Source organism: Stenotrophomonas sp. KH_052 (genome assembly GCF_057838755.1).
Genome location: NZ_CM174475.1, coordinates 3,287,146 through 3,304,949, shown reverse-complemented (window position 1 = coordinate 3,304,949; position 17,804 = coordinate 3,287,146). Strand labels below are relative to the sequence as shown.

General features: G+C 67.4%; 15 protein-coding genes. 10 read left to right on the top strand and 5 right to left on the bottom strand.

Annotation, left to right across the window (positions count from 1 at the left end; genetic code table 11):
* Positions 1–52: 52 nt before the first annotated feature.
* From AC3ITW_RS15255 to AC3ITW_RS15240, 4 genes are all read left to right on the top strand, one after another.
* The gene (locus AC3ITW_RS15255; protein WP_100435021.1) at positions 53–1,618 is read left to right on the top strand and encodes an N-acetylmuramoyl-L-alanine amidase; all 1,566 of its coding nucleotides are present in this window, start codon (positions 53–55) and stop codon (positions 1,616–1,618) included.
* Between the two features lie 144 nt (positions 1,619–1,762).
* Positions 1,763–3,667: a DNA mismatch repair endonuclease MutL gene (gene mutL, locus AC3ITW_RS15250; protein ID WP_006379887.1), complete on the top strand. Its 1,905-nt coding sequence runs from the start codon at positions 1,763–1,765 to the stop codon at positions 3,665–3,667.
* An 11-nt stretch (positions 3,668–3,678) separates the two neighbouring features.
* Positions 3,679–4,608 carry a DUF1684 domain-containing protein gene (locus AC3ITW_RS15245; protein ID WP_489389697.1) on the top strand — a complete coding sequence of 310 codons (930 nt, stop codon included), beginning with the start codon at positions 3,679–3,681 and terminating at the stop codon, positions 4,606–4,608.
* Between the two features lies 1 nt (position 4,609).
* Positions 4,610–5,566: a TraB/GumN family protein gene (locus tag AC3ITW_RS15240; RefSeq protein ID WP_006379885.1), complete on the top strand. Its 957-nt coding sequence runs from the start codon at positions 4,610–4,612 to the stop codon at positions 5,564–5,566.
* 74 nt (positions 5,567–5,640) lie between these two features.
* Here AC3ITW_RS15240 and phaR read toward each other — a convergent pair whose 3' ends face one another.
* From phaR to gluQRS, 3 genes are all read right to left on the bottom strand, one after another.
* Complete coding sequence (phaR, locus tag AC3ITW_RS15235; RefSeq protein WP_012511655.1) at positions 5,641–6,186, bottom strand: polyhydroxyalkanoate synthesis repressor PhaR; 546 nt, start codon at positions 6,184–6,186, stop codon at positions 5,641–5,643.
* A gap of 182 nt (positions 6,187–6,368) precedes the next feature.
* On the bottom strand, positions 6,369–7,109 hold the full coding sequence (locus AC3ITW_RS15230) for a beta-ketoacyl-ACP reductase (protein ID WP_006379851.1): 741 nt from the start codon (positions 7,107–7,109) through the stop codon (positions 6,369–6,371).
* 17 nt (positions 7,110–7,126) lie between these two features.
* Positions 7,127–8,047: a tRNA glutamyl-Q(34) synthetase GluQRS gene (gene gluQRS, locus AC3ITW_RS15225; RefSeq protein ID WP_100469049.1), complete on the bottom strand. Its 921-nt coding sequence runs from the start codon at positions 8,045–8,047 to the stop codon at positions 7,127–7,129.
* 93 nt (positions 8,048–8,140) lie between these two features.
* On the opposite strand from gluQRS, the gene htpX reads away from it, so the two are divergent.
* A complete protein-coding gene (gene htpX, locus AC3ITW_RS15220; protein ID WP_006379846.1) occupies positions 8,141–9,007 on the top strand; it encodes a protease HtpX in 867 nt (288 codons plus the stop codon).
* A gap of 684 nt (positions 9,008–9,691) precedes the next feature.
* Here htpX and AC3ITW_RS15215 read toward each other — a convergent pair.
* Complete coding sequence (locus AC3ITW_RS15215) at positions 9,692–10,519, bottom strand: inositol monophosphatase family protein (protein ID WP_012511653.1); 828 nt, start codon at positions 10,517–10,519, stop codon at positions 9,692–9,694.
* Between the two features lie 120 nt (positions 10,520–10,639).
* Here AC3ITW_RS15215 and AC3ITW_RS15210 point away from each other — a divergent pair, with 120 nt between their 5' ends.
* From AC3ITW_RS15210 to AC3ITW_RS15200, 3 genes are all read left to right on the top strand, one after another.
* Positions 10,640–11,410 (top strand): RNA methyltransferase, encoded by a 771-nt coding sequence (locus tag AC3ITW_RS15210; protein WP_012511652.1) that lies wholly within the window; start codon positions 10,640–10,642, stop codon positions 11,408–11,410.
* 76 nt (positions 11,411–11,486) lie between these two features.
* Positions 11,487–12,389 carry a phosphate/phosphite/phosphonate ABC transporter substrate-binding protein gene (locus AC3ITW_RS15205; RefSeq protein ID WP_012511651.1) on the top strand — a complete coding sequence of 301 codons (903 nt, stop codon included), beginning with the start codon at positions 11,487–11,489 and terminating at the stop codon, positions 12,387–12,389.
* A complete protein-coding gene (locus AC3ITW_RS15200; protein WP_489389696.1) occupies positions 12,386–14,512 on the top strand; it encodes a putative bifunctional diguanylate cyclase/phosphodiesterase in 2,127 nt (708 codons plus the stop codon). The genes AC3ITW_RS15205 and AC3ITW_RS15200 overlap by 4 nt, the downstream gene beginning before the upstream one ends.
* 73 nt (positions 14,513–14,585) lie before the next feature.
* On the opposite strand, the gene epmB is transcribed toward AC3ITW_RS15200, so the two are convergent.
* The gene (gene epmB / locus AC3ITW_RS15195) at positions 14,586–15,626 is read right to left on the bottom strand and encodes an EF-P beta-lysylation protein EpmB (protein WP_180889278.1); all 1,041 of its coding nucleotides are present in this window, start codon (positions 15,624–15,626) and stop codon (positions 14,586–14,588) included.
* A 97-nt stretch (positions 15,627–15,723) separates the two neighbouring features.
* Between epmB and efp the strand changes: the two genes are divergently transcribed.
* A complete protein-coding gene (gene efp, locus AC3ITW_RS15190; RefSeq protein WP_006379771.1) occupies positions 15,724–16,290 on the top strand; it encodes an elongation factor P in 567 nt (188 codons plus the stop codon).
* A gap of 157 nt (positions 16,291–16,447) precedes the next feature.
* The gene (locus tag AC3ITW_RS15185) at positions 16,448–17,791 is read left to right on the top strand and encodes a TRZ/ATZ family hydrolase (protein ID WP_012511648.1); all 1,344 of its coding nucleotides are present in this window, start codon (positions 16,448–16,450) and stop codon (positions 17,789–17,791) included.
* Positions 17,792–17,804 lie beyond the last annotated feature (13 nt).

Here is a 17,804-nt window from a genome sequence, read left to right as displayed (position 1 = left end):
TTAAGGAAAAAGGTGTTGCATTCCGTTCAGCGCGGTGATTGAATCCTGAGCCATGCGCCCGGGGAACCGTCTCATTGCCATCTGTGCCGCCGTCGGACTGAGTCTGGCGAGCGTCAGTGCGTGGGCCGGCGAAGTCCGCCAGGTCCTGCTGAACACGGGCGCCACCGGCACCCGCGCCGAAATCTCGCTGGTTGGCAGCGGCGGCTACAAGACCTTGTCGCTGGCGGGACCGAACCGGCTGGTGGTCGATTTCCCGGACTCCAGCGCCATTCGCAACCTGAAGATGCCGGCTGCGCAGGGCGTGGTCACGGCGGTGCGTACCGGACAGCCGGTGCCGGGTACCTTCCGTGTCGTTTTCGACCTCGCTGAATCGGTGGCGCCGTTCCGCCCGCAGATGCAGCGCGAGGGCAATGAATCCAAGCTGGTGATCGAATGGCCGGGTGATGGCCCCGCCGTGGCCGCCAGCCGTCCGGCGGCGACGCCGACCGTGCCGCCGCAGCAGGCACCGGTTGCCGCACCGGCGCCGACGCCGGCCGAAAGCGCGCAGTCGCGTTCAGACGCCGCGCGTGCCACGGCGCTGCTGACCGCGCAGGTGCAGCAGCAGGCCAGCGCTGCCGCTGCCGCACCGGCTACGCCGACGCCGGCACCGTCCACCGCGCCGGCCCAGGTCGCCGCCGCCGGCACCACCGCCAGCAGCACGCCTTCTTCCTCGCCGGCCGCGATCCTTGCCGGCCAGCGCACCGCTGCGATAGTGACCAATCCGCCGGCTACGGCCCCCGCGCCGGTATCGACGACGGTTGTGCCGCCGCGCCCGGTCATGCCCAGCGATGCCTCGCGCATCCGCATGCAGGCTGGCATGCGCCACCTGGTGGTGGCCATTGATCCGGGCCATGGCGGCCAGGATCCAGGCGCGATCGGCCCGACCGGCAAGCGCGAGAAGGACGTCACCCTGGCCGTGGCGCGTGAGCTGGCCCGCCAGGTCAACGCGACGCCGGGCCTGAAGGCTTACCTGACCCGCGACAGCGACGTGTTCATTCCGCTGCCGATGCGTGCGCAGAAGGCGCGTGCGAACAAGGCCGACATCTTCATCTCGATCCACGCCGACGCTGCCGAGAACCGTTCGGCCACCGGTTCGTCGGTGTACGTGCTGTCGACCAAGGGCGCCTCCTCGCAGCGCGCCCGCTGGCTGGCGGACAAGGAAAATGCCGCCGACCTGGTTGGCGGCGTGCGCCTGCAGCAGACCGAAGGCACCCTGGCCAACGTACTGCTGGACCTGGCCCAGAGCGGCTACATGAAGGCGTCCGAGGACGCGGCCGGCCACGTGCTGGGCGGGCTGAAGCGGATCGGCAACAACCACAAGCCGAACATCGAGCGCGCCAACTTCGCGGTGCTGCGTACTTCGGACATGCCGGCGATGCTGGTGGAAACCGCGTTCATCTCCAATCCGGATGAAGAGCGCCGCCTGATCGACCCGGCCTACCAGCGCAAGATCGCCGGTGCGGTGCTCGATGGCGTGCACACCTTCTTCAGCCGGCAGCCGCCGCCGGGCACGCTCTACGCGGCCCGCGCCCAGGCCGAGATCGACGCCGCCGGCACCATGGCTGGCGGCAGCAAGTAACCCGCGCAGCGGGTTACGGTAGCGCCGGGCCACGCCCGGCGGATGGGATCGCGCAATAGGTTACGGTAGCGCCGGGTCATGCCCGGCGGACGACGGGCTGCTCCGCTATCATCAACCCATGAAGTCTGCTGCCCATTCCATCCCATGAGCGCGCCCGGTCCGCGCCCGATCCGGCCGTTGCCGGACATCCTGATCAACCAGATCGCCGCCGGCGAAGTGGTCGAGCGTCCTGCGTCGGTGGTCAAGGAGCTGGTCGAGAACGCGATCGATGCAGGCGCCAGCCGCGTCGATATCGACCTGGAAGAGGGCGGCGTGCGCCTGATCCGCATCCGCGACAACGGCAGCGGCATCGCGCCGGAGCAGTTGCCGCTGGCGGTGTCACGCCACGCCACCAGCAAGATCGCCGACCTCGACGATCTCGAATCGGTGGCCACGCTGGGCTTCCGCGGTGAAGCGCTGCCGTCGATCGCTTCGGTCAGCCGCTTCACCCTGTCCTCGCGCCGCGCGCATGACGAGCATGGCTCGGCGCTGCAGATCGAAGGCGGCAAGATCGGCGAAGTGACCCCGCGCGCGCATGCGCCGGGCACCACCGTGGAAGTGCGCGAGCTGTTCTACAACGTGCCGGCACGACGCAAGTTCCTGCGCGCCGAGCGCACCGAACTGGGCCATATCGAAGAGTGGCTGCGTTCGCTGGCGCTGGCGCGGCCGGATGTCGAACTGCGCGTGTCGCACAACGGCAAGGCGTCACGCCGTTACAAGCCGGGCGACCTGTACTCCGATACGCGATTGGCTGAAACACTGGGCGAGGACTTCGCCAACCAGGCGGTGCGCGTGGACCATAGCGGTGCCGGGCTGCGCCTGCACGGCTGGATCGCGCAGCCGCATTATTCGCGGGCCAGTGCCGACCAGCAGTACCTGTACGTCAATGGCCGTTCGGTACGCGACCGCAGCGTCGCCCACGCGGTGAAGATGGCCTACGGCGATGTGCTGTACCACGGCCGCCAGCCGGCTTACGTGCTGTTCCTGGAGCTGGATCCGACCCGCGTCGACGTCAACGTGCATCCGGCCAAGCACGAAGTGCGCTTCCGTGATTCGCGGCTGGTCCATGACTTCGTCTACCGCACGCTGAAGGATGCGCTGGCCGATACCCGCGCCGGCATGTCGGCGCAGGAGATCGGTGCTGGCGCCGTGCATCCGGTGGATGCGGCCGCTGCACCGGTGGCATCAACCGCGGGCGCCTCCGGTTTCGGACTGGTGCGCGGTCCCGCACCCGGCGCTGGCTCCGGTGGTGGTGGTGGCGGATTCTCAGGCTGGCGCCCGCAACAGCCACTGGGGCTGCAGGTTGCCGATGCTCCGGCTGCCTATGCTGCGCTGTATGCCGCACCCTCAGGTGCAGAACGCGGGGCGGCGTTACCGCCGATGCCGACAGAGAACGGGCTGCCGGTGACCAGCGCCGACGCCGGCGTGCCGCCGCTGGGCTATGCGATCGCGCAGCTGCACGGCATCTATATTCTGGCCGAGAATGCTGAGGGCCTGATCGTGGTCGACATGCATGCGGCGCACGAACGCATCGGCTACGAGCGGCTGAAGAACGCGCACGACGGCATCGGCCTGCAGTCGCAGCCGATGCTGGTGCCGATCACGCTGGCGGTGGGGGAGCGCGAGGCGGATACCGCCGAGAGCGAGGCAGATACATTGGCCGCACTCGGCTTCGAAGTGACCCGCGCCGGCCCCGGCTCGCTGCATGTACGCAGTATTCCGGCGCTGCTGGCCCACGCCGAACCGGAAGGCCTGCTGCGCGACGTGCTGACCGACCTGCGTGAGCACGGCCAGAGCCGCCGCGTGGCAACTGCACGTGACGAGCTGCTGTCGACCATGGCCTGCCACGGCGCGGTGCGTGCCAACCGGCGGTTGACCGTGCCGGAAATGAACGCGTTGCTGCGCGACATGGAAATCACCGAGCGGTCCGGCCAGTGCAACCACGGCCGACCGACCTGGGCCCGTTTTTCGCTGGCGGAGATTGACCGCTGGTTCCTGCGCGGACGTTGAGGGGAGCATCGATGCGTTATCGGGGAATGGGCGGCCTGCTGGCCGCCTTGTTGTTGGCGGCCTGCAGCCCGGCGACGCCGCCGGCACCGGCCGTTGCTGAAGATCCAGCCTATGCCACCGCGCAGCAGCAGTGGCGCGTGGCGCGTTACCAGGACCTGACCCGGCCCGATGGCTGGACAGCACTGGTTGGCCTGCATTGGCTGCCGAACAAATCGCATTTCGTCGGCAGCGGCGCCACCAACGGCATCCGCCTGGCGGTTGGGCCGGACAAGCTGGGCCTGCTGCGTCGCGAAGGCAGCCAATGGTGGTTCACCCCGGAAGCGGGCGCCGAGATCAGCCATGACGGCCAGCCGGTGCGCGGCCGCATCCGCATCGACACCGACAAGGATCCGCAGCCGACCCTGCTGGCCTTCGATGGTGGCAAGGGCCAGCTCGGCATCATCCGTCGCGGCCCGCGCGATGCGCTGCGGGTCAAGCACGCCGACGCACCGGCACGCCGCGATTTCGCCGGCCTGGAGTACTGGCCTGGTGGTCCGGACTGGCAAATGCAGGCGCGCTTCATCGCGCATCCGCCGGGCAAGACCTTGCCGATCGTCGATATCACCGGCCTGACCACCGAGATGCCGAATGCCGGTGCGGTCGAGTTCGAGCGCGATGGACGCGCCTGGCGGTTGGAGGCGATCGGTGCTCCCGGGCAGCCGCTGTTCCTGATCTTCGCCGACCGCACCAGCGGCCGTGGCAGTTATCCGGCCGGCCGCTACCTGGACACCGATGCGCCCGGCGCCGACGGCACGGTACGCATCGATTTCAATCACGCCTACAACCCACCGTGTGCGTTCACCGCCTATGCGACCTGCCCGTTGGCGCCACCGGAAAACCGGCTGGACCTGCGCGTGGAAGCGGGCGAGAAGGCCTACCACCTGCCTGAAGGAGAAGGCTGAAATGCCCATCAGATTGCTGTTCCGCGCCACGCTGCTGCTGGCGGCCTGTGCGATCGCGCCGCTGGCGCTGGCGCGCAATGCACCCGCGGCTGACGATACTGCTGCCGGTACCGCCAAGCCGCCGGTACCCCTGCTGTGGAAGGTAACCGGCCCCGGCGATGCACGCGTGTACCTGCTCGGTTCGTTCCACCTGCTGAAGCCGCAGGACTATCCGTTGTCACCCGATGTGGAACAGGCCTTCGAGGCGTCGCAGCGGGTGGTGTTCGAGCTGTCGCCCGAAGACATGCAGTCGCCACAGCTGGCCAGCCGCATGGTGCAGGCCGCGGTGCGCACCGATGGCAGCGAACTCAAGCGTGATCTTGATGCCGCCACCTGGCAGAAACTGCAGGTGTTCGCCACCGAGAACAAGCTGCCGTTGGCGCAGATGCAGGGCATGAAGCCGTGGTTTGTCGGTCTGAGCATTTCGGTCGGGCAGATGCAGAAGATGGGGCTGGACCCGGCGCTGGGCCTGGATCGCCACTTCATGGAGCGCGCGCAGAAGACTGGCCGCAAGACCGCTGGCCTGGAAGATATCGATACCCAGATCGGCATGCTCGACGGCATGACGGTGCAGGAGCAGCGTCAGATGCTGTCCGAGGCGCTGGACCAGGCCGGCAAGGGTGATGAGCAGGCCCGCCAGTTGCACGACGCCTGGCGGCGCGGCGATGAGCGCGTGCTTTGGAACAGAATGGCGGCGGAGATGCGCCAGCAGTATCCGCAGCTGTACCAGCGCATCAACACCGGTCGCAATGATGCCTGGGTGCCCAAGCTGCTGCCGTACCTGCAGGCCGGGCAGGGCGGTACGCTGGTCGTGGTCGGCACGCTTCATCTGCTCGGCAACGATGGCGTGGTCGAGAAGCTGAAGGCGAAGGGCTACAAGGTCGAGCGCGTGTGCACGGGGTGCAAGGCGAAACGCTGACGTTTCGCGGCTGGACTGCAAAACAGAACGGCGCGCCAGGGGCGCGCCGTTTTCGTTCCAGCCGGAGCAATGGCTCAGCGGCGCGTCTTGCCGCCGGTACCCGTACCGGTGCCGGGTTCATTCGGCTTGTTACCCGTGCTGGTGCCGGTACCCGTTCCGGTACCACCCGGGCGCGGGCCGCCGAAACCGGTGCCCATGTTGCGCTGGAACTCCTGCCACAGCTCCAGGTTGCGCTCGGTCAGCTGGTTCATCATCGCCCACGGGGTCTGGCCCAGCAGGTTGCCCATCTGCTGGCGGAACTGCTGCTGCTGGTCGAGGAAGACCTGCATGCTGCGCTCCAGGTAATTGCCCATGAAGCCCTGCAGGGAATCGCCGTAGAAGCGGATCAGCTGACTCAGCAGCTGGGTGGACAGCATCGGTTCGCCGTCCTGTTCCTGGTCGGCGATGATCTGCAGCAGGACCGATCGCGTGAGGTCGTCGCCGCTCTTGGCGTCGCGGACTTCGAAGTCTTCACCGTCCAGGATCAGCTGGCGCACGTCCTCGATGGTGATGTAGCTGGAGATCTCGGTGTCGTAGAGACGGCGGTTCGGATACTTCTTGATGATGCGGGTCGCAGCCATGAAGCGGTACTCGTCACAGTAGACGCGCAGCATGGCGCAGTGCAGCAGCCGTTGCAACCGCCTCAGCCCCCGCCAGGCTTGGCTTTCGGCGACGATCATGTTGCGCAACAAGGGTTTGCGTGCTGCGCAGCATGACTCTCGGCAGGGGGCGGCAACGCGCGCTGCAACCGCCCGTGCGCGCCTTACCAGCCCATATGGTGGCCGCCGTTGATGTCCAGATTGCTGCCGGTGATCCATGAGGCCTCGTCGGCCACCAGGAACGACACGCCGTAGGCGATCTCCTCCGGCTTGCCCAGGCGCCCGGTGGGGATGTCGGCGATGATCTTGGCGCGCACTTCCTCCGGTACTGCCATCACCATGTCGGTGGCGACATAGCCCGGAGAAATGGTGTTGACGGTGATGCCGAAGCCGGCATTCTCGCGGGCCAGCGAGATGGTGAAGCCGTGCATGCCGGCCTTGGCCGCTGCGTAGTTGGCCTGGCCATACTGGCCCTTCAGGCCGTTGATCGAGCTGATCTGGATGACCCGGCCCCAGCCGCGGCGGCGCATGCCCTCGATGACCGGGCGGGTGACGTTGAACACCGAATTGAGGTTGGTGTTGATCACATCGTGCCACTGGTCCGCACGCATGCGGTGGAAGGTGGTGTCGCGGGTGATGCCGGCGTTGTTGACCAGGATCTCGACCGGACCGAGCTCGGCCTCGACTGCGCGCACCATCGCCTCGGCGCTGTCTGGATCAGAGACATCACCCGGGAAGATCGACACGCTGTAGCCGCGTTCGGTCATCGCCTGCAGCCAGGCCCGGGCCTTGGCTTCATCGCGGTAATTGGTGGCGACCCGGTGGCCCTGGTCGGCCAGGCGTTGGCAGATGGCGGTACCGATGCCGCCGGTTCCGCCGGTGACCAGTGCGACGCGAGATGTCATGGAATGCTGTCCGGGAATCAGGTGGGGGAAGGGGGATTCTGCAACATCGGCGCGGAAAGTGCGCCGCCCGGCAGCAGGATGTCGGTGCGCGGCAGTTGGGCGGGGTCAAAGGCCCGTCGAGCGGTGGCCAGCAGCGCGTCCAGGTCGTGTGCCTGCGCCAGCGCCTCAGGGGCCTGGCCGAGCAGCTGCCAGAGCTGGCGCAGCACCGGCAGCGGGCGTGCGCTGTCCACCGGCAGCGCCGCCAGGGACTTGGACAGCTTGTGGCCCGGCGCATCGAGCAGCAGCGGCAGGTGCCAGTAGCGCGGTACCGCCAGCCCCAATGCCTGCTGCAGCAGGATCTGCCGCGCGGTGGAATCGAGCAGGTCGGCACCGCGCACCACTTCGGTCACCCCCTGCGCGGCGTCATCGACCACCACCGCCAGCTGGTAGGCCCAGCAGCCGTCGGCACGGCGCAGCACGAAGTCGCCGACCTCGGCCTGCACGTCCTGCTGCTGCGGGCCGCGCAGGCCATCGTCGAAGTGCACGAGGCTGCCGGGCGGCACGCGGAAGCGGACGGCTGGGTCCGGTCGTGGTTGCCGGGCGACGCAGCGATGATGGATGCCGCCGCTGGCGGCAAGGTCGCTGCGGCTGCAGTGGCAGACAAAGGCCTGGTCGCTGGCGAGCAGTACATCCAGCGCGGCCTGGTAGGCCTCGCTGCGGGCGCTCTGCCAGAGGATCGGGCCATCATGGACCAGGCCGAACGCGGCCAGCGCCTGCAGCTGTGATTCCGCCGCACCGGGCACGGTGCGTGGTGGATCGACGTCTTCGATGCGCAGCCGCCACAGGCCGCCATGATGGCGGGCAAGCAGCCAGCTGCCGAAGGCGGCGAGCAGGGATCCGGGGTGGAGCAGGCCGGTGGGCGAGGGTGCGAAGCGGCCGCAGGGAATGGGGGAGGTCATGCTGGCTGAATCGTCGGTCAGGTTGGCGCTTGAATTCAAGCTGACCGCACCGCAAATTGATCGATATCGACCCCTTCCGAGCCGGAATTTCCCATGTTCACCCGTATTGCCCTCTTTCTAGCGACCAACCTCGCGGTGCTGATCCTGGCCAGCATCGTGATGTCACTCTTGGGCGTGGATTCGCGTTCGATGAGCGGCCTGCTGGTCATGGCCGGTATCTTCGGTTTCGGTGGCTCCTTCATCTCGCTGCTGCTGTCCAAGTGGATGGCCAAGCGCTCCACCGGTGCGGTGGTCATCACCGAGCCGCGCAACCAGACCGAGCGTTGGCTGCTGGCCACCGTCGAGCGTCAGGCCAAGGCCGCCGGCATCGGCATGCCTGAAGTGGCCGTGTACGAAGGCCCGGAGATCAATGCCTTCGCCACCGGTGCCAACCGCAACAATGCGCTGGTGGCGGTGTCCACCGGCCTGCTGCACAACATGAGTGAAGACGAGGCCGAAGCAGTGCTGGGCCATGAGATCGCCCACGTCGCCAACGGTGACATGATCACCATGGCGCTGTTGCAGGGTGTGCTGAACACCTTCGTGATCGTGCTGGCCCGCGTGGTCGGCGGCATCATCGACAGCGCGCTGTCGGGCAATCGCGAAGGCGGCGGCCGTGGCTTCGCCTACTTCATCATCGTGTTCGTGCTGGAGATGGTGTTCGGCCTGTTCGCCACCATGATCTCGATGTGGTTCTCGCGCCACCGCGAATTCCGCGCCGATGCCGGTGGTGCCTCGCTGGCCGGCCGCCAGAAGATGATCGCCGCGCTGGAGCGCCTCCAGCTCAACCACGGCCAGAGCACGTTGCCGACCCAGATCGCGGCGTTCGGTATTGCCGGTTCGACGGCGAAGAAGCTGTTCATGAGCCACCCGCCGCTGGAAGAGCGCATCGCCGCGCTGCGGGCGTCGACGGTGGCGTAAGCCTCCGTACTTCCACGGTAGTGCAGGAACGCCTGGCCTCGCGCCGGGCGTTTTTGTTTGCGCGCCCACGCATTGGTGACGCCGGGCAGGACCCGGCGAGAGTCGTTTCCGCGACCGCGGAGGGGTGTCACTTTCTTTGCTCGTGCAAAGAAAGTAACCAAAGAAACACGCCGCCGGGGCGCGAGCCGATGCTGCACATCGGTACCCTGCGCTCCTCGGTCCGTCGAGGGACGGTGCGGGAACTCGCTGCGCTCAGACACCCGCACCTCTTCGCCCTCGCCGGACCTGCGGTGCTCGGCTCGCTCAAGGCGGAACCAAGGTCAAATGCCACAGCCGCACCCGGTTGATCCACGCCACGCGTGGATGCTGTTGCTGTTGATCTTGACCTTCCAGTCCGCCTTGAGCGAGCCGAGCATCGCAGGGGAATCAGGGGCGAAGAGGCGCCGGTGTTTGAGCGCAGCGAGTTCGGCGCCGTCCCCTGATTCGCCGAGAAGCGCAGGGTACCGGCGCGTAGCGACGGCTCGCGGCTGGCGGAGCGTTTCTTTGGTTACTTTCTTTGCGCACAAAGAAAGTGACACCCCTCCGCGGTCGCGGAAATGATCCCGGCGCTACCTATGCGCGGGCGCGCAAACAAAAACGGCACCTTCGCAGGTGCCGTCTCCATGAACCGCTTTACACGGAACCTCAGAACTTCGCGTCGAACTCCGCCGCGTAGCCAGTGTTCACCAGCACCTTCTGCAGCGACTCGGCCACCTTCAGGTTGCCGGCCACGATCTGGTGGGTGTCCGGGCCGCGGTTGTCCATGCGGCCCAGGGTCGCGCCCTTGAAGTCGCAGACCTTGCCACCGGCCTCGCGGACCAGCAGCAGGCCAGCGGCGATGTCCCACGCCTTCACACCGGCTTCGAAGTAGGCATCGGCGCGGCCACAGGCCACGTAGGCCAGGTCCAGCGCGGCCGAACCGGTGCGGCGGATGTCCTCGGCCTGGACCAGCAGGGTGTCGACCGACTTCAGCTGGGCGCTGGCGCGGGCGCGCTCACGCGGGGCGAAGCCGGTGTGGATCATGGTGCCTTCCAGGTCCTTGCGGTCGGCAACGCGGATGCGGCGGTCGTTCAGCACGGCACCAGCGCCACGGCTGGCGGTGAACAGTTCATTGCGCAGCGGATCGAAGATGACTGCATCGGTCGGCTCGCCGTTCTCGACCAGGGCGATCGACACGCAGTAGTGCGGCACGCCGCGCAGGTAATTGCTGGTGCCATCGAGCGGGTCGATGACCCACATCTGGCGACGCTCGCCCTGCACGCCACCTTCTTCGCCGAAGATGCCGTATTCGGGATAGGCGCGCTTGAGTTCCTTGACGATGACCTTTTCCGCGTCCGCGTCCACTTCGCTGGCGTAGTCCATCCGGCCCTTCTGCACCACATTCAGCGCCTCGAGCTTGTTGATGTTGCGCAACAGGACGTTGCCGGCGAGGCGGGCGGCCTTGACCATGACGGTTACGGCGGGTTTCTGCATGGCGTGGGCTCCCGGAAAGGCAGAAGAGAAGGGCTGGCGGGGGAAAAGAGCGGGTCCGGCGCAGTGGCCGGCCGCACAGTTTACCATTGGTCTTCGTCCAGCTCGACATTTTCCCTGTTCATGTCCCAGTTTCCCGTCGCCACCCGCCTCCGATTCGTCCTGGTCGGCACCCAGCACCCCGGCAACATGGGCGCCGCCGCCCGTGCCCTGAAGACCATGGGCCTGGCCCGCCTGGTGCTGGTCGCGCCCGAAAAGCCATTGGACGAGGAGGCCTTCCGCCGCTCGGCCGGTGCCGAAGACGTACTCGGTGACGCCCCGGTGGTGGCCACCCTGGCCGAGGCCGTGGCCGACTGCCGCCTGGTGCTGGGCTGCACTGCCCGTGCCCGCCGCGTCCAGCTGGAGGAATACCTGCCCGCCGACGCCGCTGCCCGCGCGGTGGCCAAAGCCGGTGAAGGCGCCGAGGTGGCGCTGGTATTCGGTCGCGAGCGCACCGGGTTGACCAATGAAGAGCTGCAGCTGTGCCACGCGGCGGTGCACATCCCGTCCGATCCGGAGTTCAGCTCGCTCAACCTGGCGGCGGCCGTACAGGTCCTGGCCTATGAAACCCGCATGCAGCTGCTTGGCGCACAGCCGGTGGTTGAGTCCGGGACCGGCGTCCGCGAACCGGTGGCCAGCCATGAGCAGATGGAGAGCTTCTTCGCCCAGCTCGGCGACACCCTGGACGAGATCGATTTCCACAAGGGCCGCGCGCCCGAATCGGCGATGCGCAAGCTGCGCCGCCTGTTCCTGCGCAGCGAGCCGAGCGAGCAGGAAGTGCGCCTGTTGCGCGGCATCCTCGCCGACACCCAGCGCATGGCGCGGCTGGCCCAGGCGGGCAACAAGGACAGCTGACGACGTTCTCATTTTTTCGGGTAGTCTGTCCGGATACCCAGGGGGGATGAAGCCTGTGTCGGGTCTTCGAAAGGCAATGCAGGGGGGACTGCTGAGCCTGGCCATGGTCCTGCTGGCCGGGACGGTGCGTGCAGCAACGGACCCGGTGCTGGTGCTGGGCCGGATCAGCGATGATCCCAAGGCTCATTACGAGCAGCTGCAGCCCTTGCTGGACTATGTGGTGGCGCGCATGCACGACGTTGGCATCAAGGAGGGGAGGATCCTGATGGCGCGTGATCCCCAGCAGATGGCCAGCTATCTGCGGCGGGGACGGGTCGACTGGGTCACCGAAACATCGGGCACGGCCATGGCGCTGGGCCAGCGCAGCGGCGCTCGTCCGCTGCTGTTGACCGAGCGCAATGGCGTGCGCGAATACCAGACGGTGTTCTTCGTGCGCAACGACAGCCCGATCCAGCGCGTGCAGGATCTGCGCGGCCATCGCCTGGCCCTGCAGAACACCGCCTCCACCAGTGCCTACCTGGTGCCGGTGATGACCCTGCTGCAGGACGGGCTGTCGCCACAGATCCTGGCCGGGGCCTGGGACATGCCGGGCCGGGACAGCGTGGGTTACATGTTCGTACGCAGTGAATTGAACATCGCCACCTATGTGCACAAGGGCATGGCCGATGTGGGGGCGGTGAGCAGCGTGGACTGGAGTGACGAACGGCGGGTGCCGGCGGCGTTCCGGCGCGATTTCCGCGAGCTGCTGCGCACCGAGCCGTACCCGCGTGCGGTGGAGATGGTGCGCGCCGACCTCGATCCGAAGGTGCGTGACCGCCTGCAGCAGGTGCTGCTGGAGGCGGCCAGCGATCCGCGGGCGCAGGGGGCGTTGCATCGGTTTTTTGGCACTTCCGGTTTCCACCGCGTCGATGCGCATGCGCAGCAGCGGCTGGATGAATTGAAACAAGGATTGACGCGCGTGCGGATGGAAGTGGAATGAAGTGGCTCGGCTCGGGAATGCAGGCCCGGTTCCTGCTCGCGATGGGCGGGGCGATGATCGTTGTCGTGGCGATCCTGGCGGTACTGCTTGGGCGGCAGACGGCAATGCAGAGCGAGGTGCGCAACCTCAGTGGCAGCGTCATCCATGAATTGTTCGACCGCGGCGTGCGCAGCCGTGGCGAGGCGATGGCGCGCGAGTTGTCCGATGCGCTGGCCAACCCGCTGTACTACCGCGACCTGGACCAGGTCGGCGCGCTGGTGCGCAATACCGCCCGCCAGCAGGTGGTGCGCTACGTGCTGGTGTTCGATGACCATGGCCGGCTGGTACATGACGGTACGGTCGAGGTCGCTGGCTTCGGGCAGCCCATGGCCGACCCACTGGCGCCCAGGGCTGTGGCCGCACGGGCGCTGGTGGTGCAGGAATCGCCGAAGGTGCTCGACAATGCAATGCCGATCATGGTCGGCAACCAGCGTATCGGTGGGGTTCGCGTCGGCATGGCGCTGGACGAGGTACAGCAGCGCGAACAGGCTGCCAACGCCACGCTCGGAGAGCGCCTGCAGCAGGTCGGCAGCCGCCATCTGGGCTGGCTGCTGCTGATGCTGGGCCTGCTGGTGGTGATTGGCGTGGTGGTGATCCTCTACGTGCAGCGCACGCTGGTGGCGCCGATCCGCGACCTGGCTGCGGCGGCACGCCGTATCGAAGCCGGGGACTACCAGGCACCGCTGGCCGAGAACAGTCGCGATGACGAGGTCGGTGAGCTGGTGCGCGGCTTTGCCAGCATGCGTGATGCGATCGCCCGCCATGATCGCGAAGTGCGGCGCATGGCCTATACCGATGCGTTGACCGGGCTGACCAACCGGCTGGCGTTCCGCGAGGCGCTGGATCACCGGTTGATGGCCGCGCGCGCCTCCAACCATCGGCTGGGCCTGCTGTTTGCCGACATCGACGACTTCAAGCGGGTCAACGATACCCTTGGCCACGAGGCAGGCGACGAGGCGTTGCTGCAGTTCGCACAGCGCATCGGCCGCGCAGTGACCGATGCCGGTGGCGATGAGACGCTGCTGGCGCGGTTCGGTGGCGACGAATTCGTGATCCTGGTCGGCGACGGTGACGTGGCTGCCAACGCGCGGTTGCTGGCCGAAGTGCTGGTGCGCGAGCTGGGCAAGCCGCTGGTGGTGCAGGGCAGGGAGCTGTTCCTCGGCACCTCGATCGGCGTGACCCTGTTCCCCGACGATGCGGCCGATGCGACCACGCTGCTGAAGAACGGCGACATCGCCATGTACCAGGCGAAGATGGCCGGCAAGAACTGCTATCGCTACTACAGCCGCGCGATGGACCATGCGGTCGAGCGCCGCGTGCACATGGAGCAGGAGCTGCGCGGTGCCTGGGAGCGAGGCGAGCTGCGCCTGGCCTACCAGCCGATCTTCCGCATGCGCGACCGCCGCATGGTGGGTGTCGAAGTGCTGCTGCGCTGGCAGCACCCGACCCTGGGCACGATCCCGCCGTCGGTGTTCATCGAAGTGGCCGAGCAGAGCGGGTTGATCGAGATCATCGGCCCGAAGGTGCTGCGCGCGGCCTGCATGGAAGCCTCGCAGTGGCCGCGCGGAGCGGGCGGCGATGACCTGTTCGTATCGGTCAATGTATCGCCGCGGCAGCTGCGCGGCGGTGAGTTGCCGGCACTGGTGGCGCAGTGCCTGCATGAGTCCGGGCTGCCGGCCTCGCGTCTGCATCTGGAGCTGACCGAGACGGCAGTGATCGGCGATGAGATGGTGGCCGCGCAGCTGCTGGACAAGCTGCACCGCACCGGTGTGAAGGTCTGGCTGGACGATTTCGGCACCGGCTTCTCCGGCCTCAGCCATCTGCGCCAGGTGCCGGTGGACGGGGTAAAGATCGACAAGAGTTTCGTCGCCGACATGCAGCGCGACCCCGACGACCTGGCCCTGACCACGGCGATCATCGCCATGGCCCATGCGCTGGGCATCACGGTGGTGGCCGAGGGCATCGAACAGCAGGCGCAGTTCGAGCTGCTGGCCCAGCGTGGCTGCGACCTCGGCCAAGGCTACTGGCTGAGCCACCCGGTGACCGCCACCGAAGTGGTGCGGATGATTGAATCGGGCCTCTGACAAAAAAGGGGACGGAGGGGATTAAGTCGCAAATGCATTTGCGACTTAATCCCCTCCGTCCCCTTTTTGACGGTCAGAGCGGGCGCTTGCTCGGGTCGCCGGGCAGTTCGCGCACCAGCTTCGGGATCAGGTAGCCGGACAGGCGCGCGGTCAGGCCGGCGATCAACGCCTTGGCCTGGGTGTCATCCACTTCGAAGTGGGCCACGCCCTCGACCCGGTCCAGCTGATGCAGGTAGTAGGGCAGCACGCCGGCGGCAAAGCTGCGCTCGCTCAGGTCCTGCAGGGCCTGCACGCTGTCGTTGACCCCGCGCAGCAGCACCGCCTGGTTCAGCAGCTGCGCACCGATGCCGCGCAGGCGTGCCATCGCGGTGTCCACGCTGGCATCGAATTCATTGGCATGGTTGGCGTGGACCACGATCGCCAGCGGCCAGGGCAGGCCGCCCAGCCAGGCCAGCAGTTCCTCGTCCACGCGCTCCGGCAGCACGATCGGCAGCCGCGTGTGGATGCGCAGCCGCCGGATGTGCGGGATCTGGCGCAGCGCGTCGGTCAGCTCGGCCAGCTTGTGCGTGGCCAGCGACAGCGGATCGCCACCGGACAGGATCACCTCGTCGATGTCCGGGTCGGCCGCGATGGCCGCCACCGCCTCCTGCCAGCCGCCCTTGGCGGCATTCTCCGCGCCGTAGTCGAAGTGCCGGCGGAAGCAGTAGCGGCAGTTGATCGCACAGCTGCCGGTGACCACCAGCAGGGCACGGCCGCGGTACTTCTGGATGACGCCGGTGGCCTTCTTTGCCGCGCCGTCGCCCACCGCGTCGAAGCTGAACCCGGGTGCCGGACGCATTTCCTCGTCGATCGGCAACACCTGGCGCAGCAACGGGTCGGCGGCATCGCCCTTGCGCATGCGGGCCACGAAGCCCTCCGGCACGCGCAGCGCGAACTGGGCCATGGCTTGGTCCGAGACACCCAGCGCGGCCGGGTCCAGCTGCAGCCGGGCCAGCAGGGCGTGCGGGTCGCGCAGCGCCTGGCGCCAGAGCTGCTGCCAGCGTGCGGGCGCGCCTGGCGACGGGGTCCGGGGGAAGGCGGAAAGCTGCATGGACAGGGGGCCTGCGGTTATCATGGACACATAAACAGTTGCCCGCCGGGGTTCCGGTGGGCTTTCCATTCTATCCGGCTCGCCGCACGCGCGGCGGTTTCGCCATTTGAGGAGCTTGAGCATGGCCACTGCGGGCATGAACGATGTCAAGAACGGGATGAAGATCCTGGTCAACAATGAACCGGCCGTCATCTCCGAGACCGAGTTCATCAAGCCGGGCAAGGGCCAGGCCTTCACCCGCGTGCGCTATCGCTTCATCAAGTCGGGCCGCACGGTCGAAATGACCATGAAGGCGACCGATGACGTGGAAGTGGCCGATGTGGTCGATACCAACATGGATTACATGTACAGCGACGGCGAGTACTGGCACTTCATGGACCCGGAAACCTTCGAGCAGGTGCAGGCCGACAAGGCCGGCATGGGCGGCGCCGAGAAGTGGCTGAAGGGTGAAGAGTCCTGCATCGTGACCCTGTTCAACGGCTCGCCGATCTTCGTGCAGCCGCCGAACTTCGTCGAACTGAAGATCACCGAGACCGATCCGGGCGTCCGTGGCGACACCTCGGGCGGCGGCGGTAAGCCGGCCACCCTGGAAACCGGTGCAGTGGTCCGCGTGCCGCTGTTCGTCAACCAGGATGAAATCATCAAGGTCGACACCCGCTCGGGCGAGTACTCCTCGCGCGTGAAGTAAGGTCTGGGCCGCAGGCCCGCCTTGTGTAGTGCCGGCCGCTGGCCGGCAACCCCGCCACCTCAACGGTTGCGGGACGGCGCCGGGTATCGCCCGGCGCCACGACCACGATCCTCCCGCGGGGGATCGTGGGCCACCGCCCCCCAGCCAGTGAGCCCGCATGAGCGATAGCCCGCACCTCCCTGAAGCCTGCGACCTGCTCATCGAAGCCGGTTATGTCGTTCCGATCGAGCCGCATGCGGTGGTGCTGGAAGACCATGCCGTGGCCGTTCGCGGCAGCGAGATCGTGGCCATCCTGCCGCGTGCCGAAGCCCGTGCGCGTTTCCGCGCCACCCAGGTGGTCAGCCGTCCCGAGGCCGCGCTGATGCCGGGCCTGGTCAACGCGCACACGCACAATCCGATGACCCTGCTGCGCGGCGTCGCCGACGACCTGCCGCTGATGACCTGGCTGCAGCAGCACATCTGGCCGGTGGAAGCGGCGGTGATCGGCCCCGAGTTCGTTGCCGACGGCACCACCCTGGCCATCGCCGAGATGCTGCGCGGCGGCACCACCTGCGCCAACGAGAACTACTTCTTCGGCGACGTGCAGGCCGCGGTCTACAAGAAGCACGGTTTCCGCGCGCTGGTTGGCGCGGTCATCATCGATTTCCCCACCGCCTGGGCCAGGACCGATGACGAGTACTTCGCCAAGGCCGGTGAACTGCATGACCAGTGGCGCACCGATCCGCTGATCGGCACCGCGTTTGCCCCGCATGCGCCGTACACGGTCAACGATGCCAACTTCGAGCGGGTGCGGATGCTGTCCGACCAGCTCGACATGCAGGTGCACCTGCACACCCACGAGACCGCGCAGGAAATCACCGATTCGATCAAGCTGCATGGCCAGCGCCCGCTGGCGCGGCTGGATCGGCTCGGCCTGGTCAATGACCGCCTGATCGCGGTGCACATGACCCAGCTGACCGATGCGGAAATCCACCTGTGCGCCGAGCGTGGCGTCAGTGTGGTGCACTGCCCGGAATCGAACCTGAAGCTGGCCTCCGGTTTCTGCCCGGCCTGCGCTCTGCAGCGCGCCGGCGTGAACCTGGCCATCGGCACCGATGGCTGTGCGAGCAACAACGACCTGGACATGTTCAGCGAGAACCGCACCGCGGCGATCCTGGCCAAGGCCGTGGCCGACGATGCCACCGCGCTGGACGCGGCGACCACGCTGCGCGCGTCCACCCTCGGTGGCGCCCGTGCGCTGGGCTTCGGCGACCGCATCGGTTCGATCGAAGTCGGCAAGCAGGCCGACCTGGTCTGCGTTGATCTGTCCGCGCTGGAAACCCAGCCGCTGCACAACGTGCTGTCGCAGCTGGTGTACGCCACCGGCCGCCAGCAGGTCAGCGACGTCTGGATTGCCGGCAAGCCGAAGCTGGTGCAGCGCGAGCTGGTCGGCATGGACCTGCCGGGCATCATCGCCAACGCGCGCCAGTGGCGCGAGCGCATCCGTCATATCCGCGCCTGAACCCGGCGCTGCA